Genomic DNA, 14,265 nt, shown 5'->3' on the forward strand with positions numbered 1-14,265 from the left:
CTTATTTCTTTTCGACGTGGCCGCCGAAACCGAAACGCTGGGCCGAGAGCACTTTCTCGGCAAAGTTGTTGCCGGACCGGGAGCGGAAACGCGTAAACAGCGCGGCCGTCATGACCGGAGCCGGTACGTCTTCCTCGATGGCGGCCTCGATCGTCCAGCGGCCTTCACCGGAATCCGCGACTTCGCCGGAGAACTCGTTGAGGGTTTCCGAACGGGTCAGGGCCTCGGCCGTCAGGTCCAGCAGCCAGGACGATACGACACTGCCGCGGCGCCAGACTTCGGCGATATCGCCCATGTTGAGCTCGAACCGGTCTTTTTCCGCAAGAACCGGGGAGTTCTTGCTTTTCATGATGTCGAAACCTTCGGCGAAGGCCTGCATCATGCCGTATTCGATGCCGTTATGGACCATCTTCACGAAGTGCCCTGAACCGGCGGGACCACAGTGCAGATAGCCCTGCTCGGCCCGCGGATCGTGACCCGCAGCGTCACGGCCAGGCGTGCGCGGCACGTCCCCGATGCCCGGCGCCAGCGCGCTGAGGATCGGATCAATATATTCGGCGGTCTCTTTCGTGCCGCCGAACATCATGCAGTAACCACGCTCCAGACCCCAGACGCCGCCCGAGGTGCCAACATCCACGTAGGAGATGCCCTTTTCGGCCAGTTCGGCCGAACGGCGGACGTCATCCTTGTAATAGGTGTTACCACCGTCGATGATGACATCCCCGCGCCCCAGAAGGCCACCGAGTTCCTGAACGCAGGCTTCGGTGATGGCACCCGCCGGAAGCATGACCCACACCACGCGGTGTTCGTCACCTTCGAGCAGCTTCGCCATCTCGGCCACGGAACTGGCGGGCGTCGCGCGCCCCGCTTCGCAGCGGCCGACGACCGAGGCCGTCACTTCCGGCGTACGGTCGTGCACGACGACATCATGTCCGTGGCGCGTCAGACGGACGGCAATATTGCCGCCCATCCGTCCCAGTCCGATGATTCCGATCCGCATGACTTATGCTCCTGCCAGTGCTTCGTGGATTGCCGTTTCCAGAGCCTTCAGCCCCTCTTCCAGCGGTCCATCAATATGAACGCGAAGGGCACGCCGGCCGCGGGCCGCGAGTACCTCGAAATCGCCTCTTGCCTGCGCCGCCTTGACGACGCTGAAGCTGAAGCCATGACCCGGAACCGGCACATCCGCCGCATCCGTTGCCGTGACCTGAAGGAACACGCCGCTGTCAGGGCCGCCCTTGTAAGCCTGACCTGTCGAATGCAGGAACCGGGGGCCGAATTCGGCGGCTGTCGCCACCTTCAGCGTGTCCCGGAGCTCCATACGAACGGACTGTGCCCAGTCCCGCGTCTGCTGGTCGCGGCGGATATAGGCCAGAAGACCAACATAGTCGCCAGGCTTCACACGATCGAAAAGCGTCCTGAGAATGGAGACCGCATCGCTTTTGCTTCCAGCGGCTTCCGTGTTCTTCGCATCCGCGTAGAAGGACAGCGGGCCGTCCTTGGCGAACGGTGTTTCCGGCGGCAGCGATCCCGTTTCGGCATAGGCGGAGGTCAGCTTGCGCGTCTCAAGCTTGCTGAATTCCACATCCGGCTGATCGAACGGGTCGATGCCGAGCACCGCGCCGGCCACGGCCGTCGCAAATTCGAACAGGAAGAATGCCTGTCCGATCTGGGACGCATCGGCCAGACGGATGGTGACGACCGGCGCACCAGCTTCGCGCAGAGCGCCAAGACGGCTGTCGGGAACGTCATCGCCCAGTAGAAGGTCCACGAAAATGCGGTCCGTCCCATAGACATCCGGCGCGCCGAGTTCTTCCTCGTCAATGGGAATAAGGCCGAGGCCCTTCTTGCCCGTGCTTTCTGCAATGAGCTGTTCCAGCCAGGCACCCAGCGAGGCAATGCCGTCAGAGGCGAGGATCGTCACCTTGTCGCGGCCGAAGCAGTGCGCGGCATGACCCAGGATCAGGCCCAGCACCGCGCCTGGATTGGCCGCAGGAGGCGCGCTTCCGTCACAGGATTCCACCATCAGGCGCGTGACCATCAGCAGCTTGCGGACGTCAATGCCGCTTGCCGCCGCCGGAACGAGACCGAAGTTGGACAGGACCGAATAACGCCCGCCGATTTTTGGATCACCGTAGAACACGCGCCAGAAGCCGTTTTCCTCGGCCACTTTCTGCATGTGCGAGCCGGGATCGGTGATGGCGATGAAGCTGTCACCGGGTTTCTTGCCCAGAGCCTGACCGGCCACCTGCCAGAAATGCGCGAACAGGATGTTCGGCTCCAGCGTTCCGCCGGATTTGCTGGCCACGATGAACAGCGTGTTCTTGGGGTCAATGGCTTTCTCGAACGCCGTGACCTGCTGGGGGTCCGTGCTGTCGAGGACGTGCAGTTTCGGCCAACCTTCGCGCTGTCCAAACGTCTCGGCCAGAACCTCAGGACCGAGGCTCGAACCACCCATGCCCAGAAGCAGGATGTCCTTGAAGCCGCGACTGCGGACATCGCGGGCCAGAACTTCCAGCTCCTCAACGTTCCAGAGGCGATCCTGCACGATCGTCAGCCAGTTCAGCCAGCCAGCTTCCGGGCCGTTCGTCCAGACCGACGGGTCTTTCTGCCAGATCCGGCGAAGACCGCCGCTCAGGCTCCAGTCCTTTTCAGCCCCCGCGACATCATCACGCAGTTCCGGCGGCAGGTCCGCGCTGACACGCAGCAGGCGCTTGCCGATGACGGCTTCACGCTTGGTTGCCACGGCCGTCAGCAGCGTGTCGAACGACACGCTGAAGGACGCACAGCCTTCCTTGACGAGCTTTGTCGTCACACCATCCAGATCCAGACCAAGGCGTTCGGCCTCGGCCAGAACATGCCGCGCCTCCTCGACGTTTTCCGTCAGACTGGCGCGGGCCTTGCCGTGATCACGGAACGCATCAAACGTTGCGGGAGGGATGGTGTTGACCGTCTCGGGGCCAATCAGCTCCTCGACATACAGGACATCGGAATAGGCCTTGTCCTTGGTTCCGGTGCTGGCCCAGAGCAGACGCTGCGGGTTGGCGCCCTTCTCGGCGAGTGCTTTCCAGCGCGGGCTGTTACGGACATCCAGATAATACTGATATGCCATCTTCGCATTGGCGATCGCAACCTTGCCGCGAACGGCCTTCAGCGCTTCGGCGTCTGCATCTCCAGCGGCGATGCGACGGTCGATTTCGCCATCAATCTTGGCGTCGATACGGCTGACGAAGAACGAAGCCACGCTGGAAATGCGCGAAATGTCTTCGCCGCGGGCGGCACGGGCCTCAAGTCCGGAAATATAGGCTTCCAGAACCGCCTTGTAGGCTTCCAGCGAGAACAGCAGCGTCACGTTGACATTGATGCCGTCCGCAATGGCTTCGCGGATGGCGCCCGTGCCTTCTGACGTGCCGGGGATCTTGATCATCAGATTGTCGCGCGCGACGGTTTTCCACAGACGGCGGGCTTCCGTGATCGTCCCGTGCGCATCGAATGCCAGATAGGGCGAAACTTCGAGACTGACATAGCCGTCCAGCCCCTTGGTCTTCTCGAACACCGGATACAGAACCGCGCAGGCGGAACGGATGTCGTCAATCGCCAGATGCTCGTACAGATCACCGGGGGGAAGGCCCTCGCCTTCCAGCAGCTTGCGGATTTGCGGATCGTATTCGGTGCCGTGACCAATGGCCTTCTCGAAGATGGCCGGGTTGGACGTGACGCCCCGCAGGCCGTCTTCGTCCACCAGCTTACGGAGGCTTCCATTCTCCGTGAAGCTGCGCTGGATGAAATCCAGCCAGGGAGACTGGCCGTATTTCTCAAGCTCGCGCAGCACGCTGCCGACTTCGTTCAGACCGGTATTGGAGATTGTGTCTGCCACAGGATCTCTCCCTTACTTGCCGCGCAGGGCCTGACGCTTTGCCGCGTCAAGAACCGCTTCCGGCGTGAAACCGAATTTCGTGAGAAGTGCGGAGGCCGGGGCCGACGCACCGAACGTGTTCATTGCAATAATCGCACCGCCGATGCCGACATACCGGTCCCATCCGAACGCTGCGGCCTGCTCGACCGCGACGCGGCCGATGACATCCGGCGGCAGAACGGAATCGCGGTATTCCTGGCTCTGCTCTTCGAAGAGATCGAAGCTCGGCATGGAGACGACGCGGGCTTTGATGCCCTCCTCCGTCAGCTTCTCGTAAGCCGTCACCACGAGGCTGACTTCCGAACCCGAAGCGATCAGGATCACGTCGGGCTTGCCGTCACAGCTCGCCAGTACATAGCCACCCTTCGCCAGACCGGCGGCGGAGGCATATTTCGTGCGGTCGATCGTCGGCAGGTTCTGACGGCTCAGCGCAAGCACGGCCGGCTTGTGCGTCATCGGGATCAGCGTGCGCCAGGCTTCGGACACTTCGTTGGCGTCAGACGGGCGGATCGTCATGATGCCCGGCGTGGCGCGAAGCTGTGCAAGCTGCTCGATCGGCTGATGCGTCGGTCCGTCTTCGCCCACACCGATGGAGTCATGCGTGAAGATATACAGAACCGGCAGTTCCATGATGGCCGACAGACGGATCGGCGCTTTCATGTAATCGGAGAAGATCAGGAAGCCCGAACCGTAGGAGCGGATACCCGACAGTGCGATACCGTTACAGATGGAGCCCATCGCATGTTCGCGCACACCGAAATGCAGGTTCCGGCCACCATAGGTGCCGTTCCATTTTTCCGGCTGGAAAGACCCGCCGCCCTTGATGTCCGTCTTGGTGGACGGCGTGAGGTCTGCGGACCCGCCGATCATCCAGGGCAGGTTCTTCGCAACCGCATTCAGCACCTGACCCGAGCTGGCACGCGAGGCAACGCCCTTCGCATCGGCTTCGAAGGTCGGGATGTCCTTGTCCCAGCCTTCCGGCAGACGATGCTCGATGATGCAGTCGATTTCAGCCGCGAGTTCCGGATGCGCTTCGCGATAGGCCGAGAACAGCTCGCGCCATTCCGCATGGGCTTCAGCGCCACGCTTGCCGAGACCTTCTGCGAAATGCTCCTTCACGCCGTCCGGGACATAGAAGTCCGGAGCATCTTCCGGCCAGCCATAGACAGCCTTCGCGCCTTTGATTTCGTCCGCACCCAGCGGCTCGCCATGGGCCGAAGCTGTACCGGCCTTCTTGGGAGCGCCATAGCCGATGACCGTCTTGAGAACGATCATGCTCGGACGATCCGTCACGGCACGGGCGGCCTTCAGAGCAGCGAGAATGGCCTCGACGTCGTTACCATCCGTCAGGGTCTGGACATGCCAGCCATAGGCTTCGAAACGCTTGCCCACGTTTTCCGTGAAGGCCAGGTCCGTCGACCCCTCGATGGAAATCTGGTTCGAATCATAGATCCAGGTCAGGTTGCCAAGTGCGAGATGGCCAGCGGTGGAAGCGGCTTCCGAGGCCACGCCTTCCATCATGTCGCCATCGCCACAGAACACCGTCACGTGATAGTCGAACAGCTTGAAGCCCGGGCGGTCATAACGCGCGGACATCCATTTCTGGGCGATCGCCATACCGACAGAATTGCCACAACCCTGTCCGAGCGGGCCGGTCGTGGTCTCCACACCAGCGGTAAAGCGGTATTCCGGGTGACCCGGCGTCTTGGAGTTCAGCTGACGGAACTGCGACAGGTCTTCGACGGTAAGGGACGGCGCGTCAACGACCTTGCCATCCTGGATATCCTTCACGCCTGTGAGGAACAGGGTGGAGTACAGCAGCATCGACGCATGACCGACCGAAAGGACGAAACGGTCACGGGCGGGCCAGCACGGATCGGCCGGATCATATTTCAGATCATGCTGCCAGACCGCATACATCGCGGGGGCGAGGGCCATGGCCGTGCCGGGATGGCCGGAATTGGCGCGCTCGACACCTTCCATCGAAAGGGTACGGATCGTATTGATGGTGAGCTGAGGAAGCGTACTCATCGGAATGGGATCTCCGGCTTGTGACTGACAGGAAGAAAAGCAACGATATCTTCCATACCTTCTGCTGCCACGGCATGACGCGAAGTCGCGCCGGACGCAATGGCTGATCGGTAAACCATATTGTGAAACACGCTCTTGTGCTTGATGACAACCTGCCGCATTTCGACGGGCGTCATTACCGAAACCCCGAAAACTGGCGCCCGGACGAGGCCCGGACGGCCCGCAGCCCTTCGCAGCGGATCGGGAACATCTTCCGCTGGCAGATGGGGCTCAGACCACGCTGGCCAGACGCCTTTCCCCCGCAGAAAACCTACCCTCAGGTCACGCCTGCTGCCGGGGAATGCTGTGTCACGTTTGTCGGTCATGCGACCGTTCTGCTCCAGTTCGGCCGTACAGGACGCGCGCCTCTGCGGATCATCACTGATCCGGTTTTTTCCGAACGCTGCTCCCCCTTCCGCAGTTTCGGACCCCGCCGCGTCTGCCCTCCCGGCATCGCACTGGATGCCCTTCCTCGCATCGACATCATCCTCGTCTCGCACTGCCATTACGACCACATGGACCTGCCGAGCCTGCGGGCGCTGGCCGAACGTGACGATCCGCTCTGCATTTCCCTCCCGGGCAACCGTCGCCATCTGAAAAAGGCCGCTCTTCCGCGCATCGTCGAGCTGGACTGGTGGGAAGGCATGGCCGATGACGGCGCGCACATCACGGCGACGCCGGCCCTGCACGGAAGCGCGCGCACGCCGTTCGATTCCAACCGTGCGCTCTGGGGCGGTTTCACGATCAAAGCGGACGGCCACACCGTGTTTTTCGCGGGGGATACGGCCTGGGGCAGGCATTTCGACGCGATCCACCGCCGCTGGCCCACCATCGACCTCGCGATCCTCCCCATCGGAGCTTACGACCCGCGAAACCTGATGCGCCGCGTTCACATGTCTCCCGAAGAAGCGCTCATGGCTTTTGATACGCTCGGAGCAAAACAGGGCCTCCCCATCCATTTCGGGACGTTCCAGCTCACGGACGAGGCCATTCTGGAGCCGCCCACCCGTCTGGAGTTCGCCTGCCGTCCCGCAGGCCGCCCATTCCGGGCCCTCGAAAACGGTGACAGCCTCACTCTTCCGCCAACTGACACAAAAAGCTAAACTCTCCCCTGACACCTCCTGTCGAGAGACACCGCCATGTGGAAACCGTCATGAACGCCCAGAACGTCACTTTCACGTCAGACCAGATCACTGCCCTGTTCATCGACGCGGCCCGTGAAGGCGATACCGACCTCCTGACCCAGTTTCTGGATGCCGGCATGGCCATTGATACGCCCGACAGCCGTGGCTACACCGCCCTGATCGTCGCCACCTATAACGGCCACACGGATGCCGCGCGCCTGCTGCTGGACCGGAGCGCCGACACGGAAGCCACCGATCTCAAAGGGGCTACTGCGCTCTCGGGCGTGGCCTTCAAGGGCCTGAGCGACATCGCGACACTTCTGCTCGATCATGGCGCCGAGGTGGATCATGCCAATCATGCCGGCCGCACGCCGCTGATGTTTTCCATCATGTTCAACCGCGAAGACATGGCAAAAAAGCTTCTTGCCGCCGGCGCAAACCCGGACCTGAAGGACGCGGATGGCGTCTCCGCCCGCGATCTGGCCGAACGTCAGCTTATGACCGGCCTGTTCGCCGGAGTGTCCGCATGAGCCGTTTCTGGAATCGCCGCGTTCAGGGCCTGCACCCCTATGTGCCGGGCGAACAGCCCAGACTCGCGGACCTGCTGAAGCTCAACACGAACGAGTCTCCCTACGGTCCGAGCCCGAAAGTGCTCGATGCCATCCGTGACGTGGCCTCTGACGACCTGCGCCTTTATCCGGACCCAACAGCAGCAGACCTGCGGGACACCATCGCCACCCGGTTCGGAACCACCACCGACCGCGTTTTCGTCGGCAACGGTTCCGACGAAGTGCTGGCCCATGCTTTCCGCGCGCTGTTCCATGACGACGCGCCGGTCCTGTTCTCGGACGTGACCTACGGCTTTTATCCGGTTTATTGCGGCCTGTTCGAACAGCCGTTCCGCCACATCCCGCTCAATGACGATTTCACGATCGACATCGACGCCTATACCGGCGAATGCGGCGGCATCGCCGTTGCCAATCCGAATGCCAATACGGGAATCGCCCTGCCGCTGGAGCAGATCGAAACCCTCCTGAACCGCTTTCCGGACCGGACCGTCATCATTGACGAAGCCTATGTTGATTTCGGTGCCCGATCTGCCATTGAACTGACACATCGTCATGACAATCTTCTGGTGGTCCAGACGCTGTCAAAGTCCTACGCTCTGGCAGGACTGCGTGTGGGTTTTGCGATCGGCTCCCCGGAACTGATCGAGGGTCTCATCCGCGTCAAGGACAGTTTCAATTCCTACCCCCTCTCCCGCCCGGCCCAGGCCGGGGCCATCGCCGCGATCCAGGATACCGACTGGCTTGCGGACATCACGACGCGCACAGTTGCCAGCCGTGACCGTCTGGTCCCGGACCTGCAAAATCTTGGCTTCCAAGTCCTGCCGTCCTGTGCCAATTTCATTCTTGTGCACCACCCGGAGCACAAGGCCGGAGCCATCGCCGCAGCCCTGCGCGAGCGTGCGATCCTTGTCCGGCATCTCTCAACCCCGCGCATCCAGGACTGGCTGCGTATCTCGATCGGAACGGACGAAGCCTGCACCCGCCTGACAGACGTTTTGCGGGACATTCTCTCTCCCCGGTCCTGAATTAACCGGACGGTAATATTCCGTCCCCCATAATCATGAGCCAGACAGGGCCAGACGGGCGCGTTTCTGCGCGCTCCATCCCACCACCCTCCGGGTGAACGGGAGGCCTGTGGATGTTTCATGCGGAAAGACCGAATACATGCGTGCATTTCAAGGACAGATGTCCGACAACCAGCCTATTCGCCGCAATCAGGCCGAAAAGGAAAAGCAGCTTCGGGACCTCAAGGAAACGATCGCTTCCATGAAGTCCCACACGTCTCCGACGCTGAAGGAAAGCATTCAGCGCCGCATTCGCGAGCTGGAAACCGAACTGCGTACCATCGCGCGCGAAAAAGCCGCCAAAGCTGCCAATCCGGACGCCCAGTCCGACCGCCAGCGCCGTCCGCCGCGCCGCAATACGATCCGTTCCATGTAACGAACGCCGCAGAAAAGCCGGTGCAGGGTTCGTCCCCGCATCGGCTTTTCTGCATCAGGAAGCCTGAACGGCTTCCCCGTAATCTTCCTCAGCAGAAGCCTTGTCCCAAGTCGACCCCATCAAGCGTAACCGCGTCGGATGCAGGCCATCTGTCTCGGTCAGAACGTAATATGCGGTATATTGTCTGGTCGGCTTCCCCGGTCGGTCCATCAACGCATTGAAAACACTGCGGTCCGCCGTCATCTGAGTTTCATCCCCGGCCAGAGGCTGATTCCAAACGTCCAGGACGTTCGGCACCCGTGTCCGGTCGAGCATCAGGCAGTTCGGATCCACGAACCCGCCATAACGTTCGCGGAAGATCCCGCCCCCGATCCCGACCGACTCCCACTGATCCTCACAAATGGGTTTTTGTGTCTGCGGATGCACAAACCAACGGCCCGCCCACGCCCAGTCATGCCCGTCGATGGCCGACAGGAGGGAGGACAGATGATCGGGCGCCCACCAGTTGTCGTCGTCGAGATAGGCAATACGCGGTGCATTCGAAAGCTGGCTGAGCACGCTGCGCAACACGCCACCGTCCTTCGCGCGCCCAAACCCGTCATGACGTTGCGACGTCGAATAGCCGGGCCAGAGCACTTCGACGGCCCAGCCCGGTGGCCGCCCTTCGATCGCGCGCTGAAACAGATCGTCCGCACCCTCTTCCGGTGCCCGGTCCAGACCGATCATGATCTGCACCCGCAGATCCCCCTTCTGTCGGAAAATGGACTGGACCGCCCGGACAATAGTAGGCCGCAGCAGGCTGGGCATTACAACGGCTACATCGAAAGGTCGCTGGTCAGGCATGCCAGGATCAGCGAAAATGTGAAGTCCGGGTTTCATGTCCGGCACGATACTGCGCCCTCAAAGCCCTGTCACCTCACGCGCTGCTCTCTTGCACTTCCACGCGACAGGGCACACCATGAAAGTCAGAATGATCACTGCGAAAGAGTCCAAAGTGTCCGCTCCCTCCACCTTTTCGCACGAACAACTGCTCGACCGTCTGGGCGAGGTCGCCGTCCGCGTTGGCCTGAACATCAAACCGGGCCAGCAGCTCCTCATCACCGCGCCCCTTACCGCCGTTGCACTGGTCCGACGCGTCACGGAACATGCTTACAAGGCCGGTGCCTCACTGGTGACGACCCTGTACGCGGATGATGAAACCACGCTCGCACGTTTCATCCACGCCCCGAACGACGCCTTCGACGTTGCCCCCACATGGCTGGCCGATGGGATGGCGCGTGCGTTCCGTGAAGGCGCCGCCCGCATGGCCATTACCGGCGCCAACCCGACGCTGCTCAAAGGACAGGACCCCGAACGCATCGCACGCGCCAATCGTGCCAGCTCCAAAGCCAACCGCCCGGCGATGGAAATCATTACCCAGTTCACCGTGAACTGGAACATTATCGCCTGTGCCACACCTGCCTGGGCCGAACAGGTCTTCCCGGATTTATCCCCTGAAGAGGCGCTCGCGGCTCTGTGGGACGGCATTTTCAAGGCGTCTCGCGTGGACGTGGCCGATCCTGTCGCTGAATGGAACGCCCATAACGCCGCGCTGCATGCCCGGGCGAAATTCATGAACGAGAGCCGCTTCGATGCCCTGCATTTCAGCGGCCCAGGCACGGATCTGACCGTCGGCCTAGCGGACGGACATCTTTGGGCGGGTGGCTCGGAAAAATCCGGAAATGGCATCGTCTGCAACCCGAATATCCCGACCGAGGAAATCTTCACGACTCCGCATCGCAGCAAGGTCAACGGCCAGGTCAGCAGCACCAAGCCGCTGTTCCATCAGGGCACTCTGATAGATGATATCTCGGTGCGTTTCGAAAACGGCCGCATTGTCGAAGCAAAAGCCAGTCAGGGTGAGGACGTGCTCAAGCGGATCCTCGATACCGATGAAGGCGCTGCCCGGATTGGCGAAGTTGCCCTCGTGCCGCATTCATCGCCCATTTCGGCCAGCAAGATCCTGTATCGCAATACATTGTTCGATGAGAATGCATCCAGCCATATCGCACTCGGCCAAGCCTACACGAAGTGCATGGTCGATATCGAAGGTCTGACGCCGGAAGAACTTCTGGAGCGGGGCGTGAACGATTCCCTCATCCACATTGACTGGATGATCGGTTCGGACAAAATCGATCTTGATGGGCTCAAGAACGGCAATCGCGTGCCGCTGATGCGCGCTGGAGAATGGGTGCAGGCATGACATTTTTCCGTATGACAGGGCTTGCGGGCCTTTTCGTCTCTGTCGCAATGCTGCCTCTGGCCGCACAGGCGCAGACCTACGCTCAACCCGGCTATCCGGTTCAGGGTGGCACCACGAGCCAGACCCAGATCGACGGCAGCGTACCGCTTCAGGGAACACCGCAGCAGACTCCACAGATTCCACCGCAGGTCCGCGCCGATACGGAGCGCGCCATGCAATACCCTCTGCCGCCCGACTTCATGACCCGTGCCGCAGCAACGATCGCCGAACTTCAGGCCCGAAACATTCAGCCCCCCAATTCGCACGGCACAGGGCTGGCCGACACAATCAGCCGCATCAGTCAGATCCCCGGGCTTGCGCCCGTCCTGCAAAGCCATGGGTTTACGCCGGAAAGCTTTGTGATGGGCATGACAACCTTCGGCATGACTCTTGCCGCCAGCAATGGCCAGCTTCCTGCCGGAATGCCAAGCCCCAATCCCGCCAATGTCGCGCTCTTCAAGGCCCAGCCCGAACAGGTTACGGCCCTGATGCAGGCCATGGGCAATCCACCACACTAATACGCAACAGCGGCCGTGTGTTCCGCAGGATCACATGGCCGCTTCAGTCTCCGAAAAAGACCCGAATGCCCATTAAACTCGACCCCGCACTACTCCCTGCCCTGGATATCCTCGGCATGGCCCAGTCCGGCATCCTTCTGCGTGCCGAGCGGGAGACGCCATCCGATGGTATTCCCGCCTTCGTCACCCGAGCAGGCTGGGATGAGCTCGCTGCGACACATGCCGCAAACCACGATGCCCCTCACACAGGGCTTCTTCCGGCTCTTGAAAAAGCCGTGTCCCGTATTCTCGCCCACGCAGCCCACAACGCGTCACACACGGGCGAAATGACGCCTGTTACCACGCTTCAAAGCGACCTCTTTTCCAGCGATCCCGACCTTGTTCTGGCCTTTGTCCGCGATAGCACCCATCCTGTGGCCTGCGCCCTGGTCGGCACAGCCCCTCAGATCGAGACCGCACTCCGCAGACAGGACGACGCTCAGGACTGACTGAATTGGCGAACGGCAAGTTCGTCCAGTGTGTTCTGCTCTTTTCTGAGCTCCGCCAGCCGCTCTTCTTCCTTCTGTTCTTCGCGAAGGGTTTTGACGGCTTCCATGGCAGCTCTGGCAATGATCAGTGCGGAACGCACGGTTTCCCGATCCAGCGCGGCCTCCCGGCAACGTTCCTGCGCCTGCGCAACAGCCTGTCGCCCAACAGGAAGCCAGCGACTAAAGGCTTCTACGGCGCCATCTCCTGCGGTGGGGCTGGATGCGATCCGCTGCTCGTTCAGGATCTCTTCCTGAGCAGCTGACAGCTTTTCTTCCGCAGCCGTCTCACGTGCGACGGCCTCCGCGAAGCGTCTTTCGACAAGATCAAGCTCCTGCTCACGCAGGGTAATGAGGGTGTCAAGGGGTGACTGTTCCATTCTGATGGATCCTTCATGCCGCATTCAATGGAGTAGTTTGCGGAACCGTCTGCATGATCTGTGCGAGCTGTTCAAAAGCCTCCGCACGCGTAGAACGCTCGTTCCGCCCCTGAGACAGGAACTGGTTCAGTCTGGGCATCAATGCGATGGCCTCGTCAACCTCGCGATCCGTGCCTGGCTTGTAAGCCCCCAGCCGGATCATGTCCGCCATACGCTGATAGGTCGCCATCGCCGCACGCGCGCGCTGGGTCAAAGCGTTTTCTTCCGGGGAGTTGCACCCCGGAACCGCACGGGACAGGGAGCGCAGGACATCAATGGCGGGATAACGTCCCTGCTCGCCGATTTTGCGATCAAGAATGATATGACCGTCCAGAATACCGCGCACCGCGTCCGCAACCGGCTCGTTCTGATCGTCGCCTTCCACCAGAACAGTGAAGAGAGCCGTAATCATCCCCTTATCAGGATATCCCGGTCCTGCACGTTCCAGAAGCCGGGGCAGTTCGGCAAACACCGAAGGCGGATAACCCCGCGTCGCAGGAGGTTCTCCCGCAGACAGACCGATTTCACGCAGCGCCATACAAAACCGCGTCACACTGTCCATCAGAAGCAGAACCGACTTCCCCTGGTCCCGGAAATACTCCGCGATTGCCATGGCAGACAGGGCCGCTTCACGACGCATCAGCGGCGGTGAATCCGACGTTGCGATCACCAGGACGCTCCGGGCCAATCCTTCGGGGCCAAGATCGTCTTCAATGAATTCACGGACCTCGCGTCCACGCTCACCCACGAGCGAAATCACAGCGACATCGCATTCCGCCCCCCGTGCGAGCATGGAGAGCAGGGTCGATTTTCCGACACCCGACCCGGCGAAAAGTCCAAGCCTCTGGCCACGACGACACGTCGCAAACGCATCAAGAGCCCGCACCCCAAGATCAATTCTCTCTCCCAGCCGCGCCCGGCTTGCCGCGTTGGGCGGCGGACATTGGATCGCCTGACGTTTGCTCGCCGGCCACAGAGGCCCTTTTTCATCAATCGGCTGCCCCAGCGGATCCACCACGCGTCCCAGCCAGCTCGAATTGATACCCAGGCCGCCGCTTTGACGACTGAGAGGAATTCTGGCCTCGCAACCCGGGCCAATTCCATCCAGCGCACCAAAAGACATCAGCCGCGCAACATCCCCCTGAAATCCAACAACCTCTGATTGTACTAGGCGGCCATCACGCGCCTTAACCGCGACTCGATCTCCGATCGTGATGAATCCATCGAGTCCAATAACGGTCATGCAGAGACCCACAACGTCCTTCACGCTTCCTACAACCCAGTCACACGTGAAGTTCGTGAGCTTTTCAAGCAGTTTGGCGTAATCGCTCATAGTGGCAGTTTCTGACCGTTTTCTGCGGATTATTCCGATTTCCCAACCCTACAACCCCATCGTTAAGATGA

General features: G+C 61.2%; 13 protein-coding genes. 7 read left to right on the forward strand and 6 right to left on the reverse strand.

What is annotated here, in order from left to right:
- Window position 1: 1 nt before the first annotated feature.
- From gnd to tkt, 3 genes are read right to left on the reverse strand one after another with little or no spacing between them, the layout of a single operon-like run.
- Window positions 2–1,000: a phosphogluconate dehydrogenase (NAD(+)-dependent, decarboxylating) gene (gnd, locus tag GAL01_RS02040; RefSeq protein WP_062029115.1), complete on the reverse strand. Its 999-nt coding sequence runs from the start codon at window positions 998–1,000 to the stop codon at window positions 2–4.
- A 3-nt stretch (window positions 1,001–1,003) separates the two neighbouring features.
- Window positions 1,004–3,877, reverse strand: coding sequence for a bifunctional transaldolase/phosoglucose isomerase (locus GAL01_RS02045; protein WP_062029117.1), 2,874 nt, complete (start codon window positions 3,875–3,877; stop codon window positions 1,004–1,006).
- A 12-nt stretch (window positions 3,878–3,889) separates the two neighbouring features.
- Window positions 3,890–5,947, reverse strand: coding sequence for a transketolase (gene tkt / locus GAL01_RS02050; protein ID WP_062029120.1), 2,058 nt, complete (start codon window positions 5,945–5,947; stop codon window positions 3,890–3,892).
- A 137-nt stretch (window positions 5,948–6,084) separates the two neighbouring features.
- Here tkt and GAL01_RS02055 point away from each other — a divergent pair, with 137 nt between their 5' ends.
- From GAL01_RS02055 to GAL01_RS02070, 4 genes are all read left to right on the forward strand, one after another.
- Entirely contained in the window at window positions 6,085–7,089 is a 1,005-nt protein-coding gene (locus GAL01_RS02055) for an MBL fold metallo-hydrolase (RefSeq protein WP_062029174.1), read from the forward strand.
- A 50-nt stretch (window positions 7,090–7,139) separates the two neighbouring features.
- Window positions 7,140–7,640, forward strand: a complete 501-nt coding sequence (locus tag GAL01_RS02060; RefSeq protein ID WP_062029121.1) for an ankyrin repeat domain-containing protein — start codon at window positions 7,140–7,142, stop codon at window positions 7,638–7,640.
- Window positions 7,637–8,704, forward strand: a complete 1,068-nt coding sequence (gene hisC, locus GAL01_RS02065) for a histidinol-phosphate transaminase (protein ID WP_062029123.1) — start codon at window positions 7,637–7,639, stop codon at window positions 8,702–8,704. The genes GAL01_RS02060 and hisC overlap by 4 nt, the downstream gene beginning before the upstream one ends.
- 139 nt (window positions 8,705–8,843) lie before the next feature.
- Window positions 8,844–9,119: a hypothetical protein gene (locus GAL01_RS02070; RefSeq protein WP_062029124.1), complete on the forward strand. Its 276-nt coding sequence runs from the start codon at window positions 8,844–8,846 to the stop codon at window positions 9,117–9,119.
- Window positions 9,120–9,173: 54 nt separating this feature from the next.
- On the opposite strand, the gene GAL01_RS02075 is transcribed toward GAL01_RS02070, so the two are convergent.
- On the reverse strand, window positions 9,174–9,962 hold the full coding sequence (locus tag GAL01_RS02075) for a glycosyltransferase family 2 protein (protein ID WP_231865288.1): 789 nt from the start codon (window positions 9,960–9,962) through the stop codon (window positions 9,174–9,176).
- A gap of 115 nt (window positions 9,963–10,077) precedes the next feature.
- Between GAL01_RS02075 and GAL01_RS02080 the strand changes: the two genes are divergently transcribed.
- From GAL01_RS02080 to GAL01_RS02090, 3 genes are all read left to right on the forward strand, one after another.
- The gene (locus tag GAL01_RS02080; protein WP_062029128.1) at window positions 10,078–11,361 is read left to right on the forward strand and encodes an aminopeptidase; all 1,284 of its coding nucleotides are present in this window, start codon (window positions 10,078–10,080) and stop codon (window positions 11,359–11,361) included.
- Window positions 11,358–11,918 (forward strand): hypothetical protein, encoded by a 561-nt coding sequence (locus tag GAL01_RS02085; protein WP_062029176.1) that lies wholly within the window; start codon window positions 11,358–11,360, stop codon window positions 11,916–11,918. The genes GAL01_RS02080 and GAL01_RS02085 overlap by 4 nt, the downstream gene beginning before the upstream one ends.
- Before the next feature lie 65 nt (window positions 11,919–11,983).
- The gene (locus GAL01_RS02090; RefSeq protein WP_062029131.1) at window positions 11,984–12,406 is read left to right on the forward strand and encodes a hypothetical protein; all 423 of its coding nucleotides are present in this window, start codon (window positions 11,984–11,986) and stop codon (window positions 12,404–12,406) included.
- On the opposite strand, the gene fliJ is transcribed toward GAL01_RS02090, so the two are convergent.
- Both fliJ and fliI read right to left on the reverse strand, forming a co-directional pair.
- On the reverse strand, window positions 12,397–12,822 hold the full coding sequence (gene fliJ / locus GAL01_RS02095; protein WP_062029133.1) for a flagellar export protein FliJ: 426 nt from the start codon (window positions 12,820–12,822) through the stop codon (window positions 12,397–12,399). The genes GAL01_RS02090 and fliJ overlap by 10 nt on opposite strands.
- 13 nt (window positions 12,823–12,835) lie before the next feature.
- Entirely contained in the window at window positions 12,836–14,194 is a 1,359-nt protein-coding gene (gene fliI, locus GAL01_RS02100) for a flagellar protein export ATPase FliI (protein ID WP_062029138.1), read from the reverse strand.
- Window positions 14,195–14,265 lie beyond the last annotated feature (71 nt).

The sequence above is a fragment of the Gluconobacter albidus genome (assembly GCF_002723915.1).
GTDB lineage: Bacteria > Pseudomonadota > Alphaproteobacteria > Acetobacterales > Acetobacteraceae > Gluconobacter > Gluconobacter albidus.

Bases quoted from the DNA above. Each gene is read 5' to 3' on its own strand.
- GAL01_RS02085 (WP_062029176.1), top strand. From the start codon at position 11,358: ATGACATTTTTCCGTATGACAGGGCTTGCGGGCCTTTTCGTCTCTGTC.
- GAL01_RS02080 (WP_062029128.1), top strand. From the start codon at position 10,078: ATGAAAGTCAGAATGATCACTGCGAAAGAGTCCAAAGTGTCCGCTCCC.
- GAL01_RS02070 (WP_062029124.1), top strand. From the start codon at position 8,844: ATGCGTGCATTTCAAGGACAGATGTCCGACAACCAGCCTATTCGCCGC.
- fliI (WP_062029138.1), bottom strand. From the start codon at position 14,194: ATGAGCGATTACGCCAAACTGCTTGAAAAGCTCACGAACTTCACGTGT.
- hisC (WP_062029123.1), top strand. From the start codon at position 7,637: ATGAGCCGTTTCTGGAATCGCCGCGTTCAGGGCCTGCACCCCTATGTG.
- GAL01_RS02060 (WP_062029121.1), top strand. From the start codon at position 7,140: ATGAACGCCCAGAACGTCACTTTCACGTCAGACCAGATCACTGCCCTG.
- fliJ (WP_062029133.1), bottom strand. From the start codon at position 12,822: ATGGAACAGTCACCCCTTGACACCCTCATTACCCTGCGTGAGCAGGAG.
- GAL01_RS02090 (WP_062029131.1), top strand. From the start codon at position 11,984: ATGCCCATTAAACTCGACCCCGCACTACTCCCTGCCCTGGATATCCTC.
- gnd (WP_062029115.1), bottom strand. From the start codon at position 1,000: ATGCGGATCGGAATCATCGGACTGGGACGGATGGGCGGCAATATTGCC.
- tkt (WP_062029120.1), bottom strand. From the start codon at position 5,947: ATGAGTACGCTTCCTCAGCTCACCATCAATACGATCCGTACCCTTTCG.
- GAL01_RS02075 (WP_231865288.1), bottom strand. From the start codon at position 9,962: ATGCCTGACCAGCGACCTTTCGATGTAGCCGTTGTAATGCCCAGCCTG.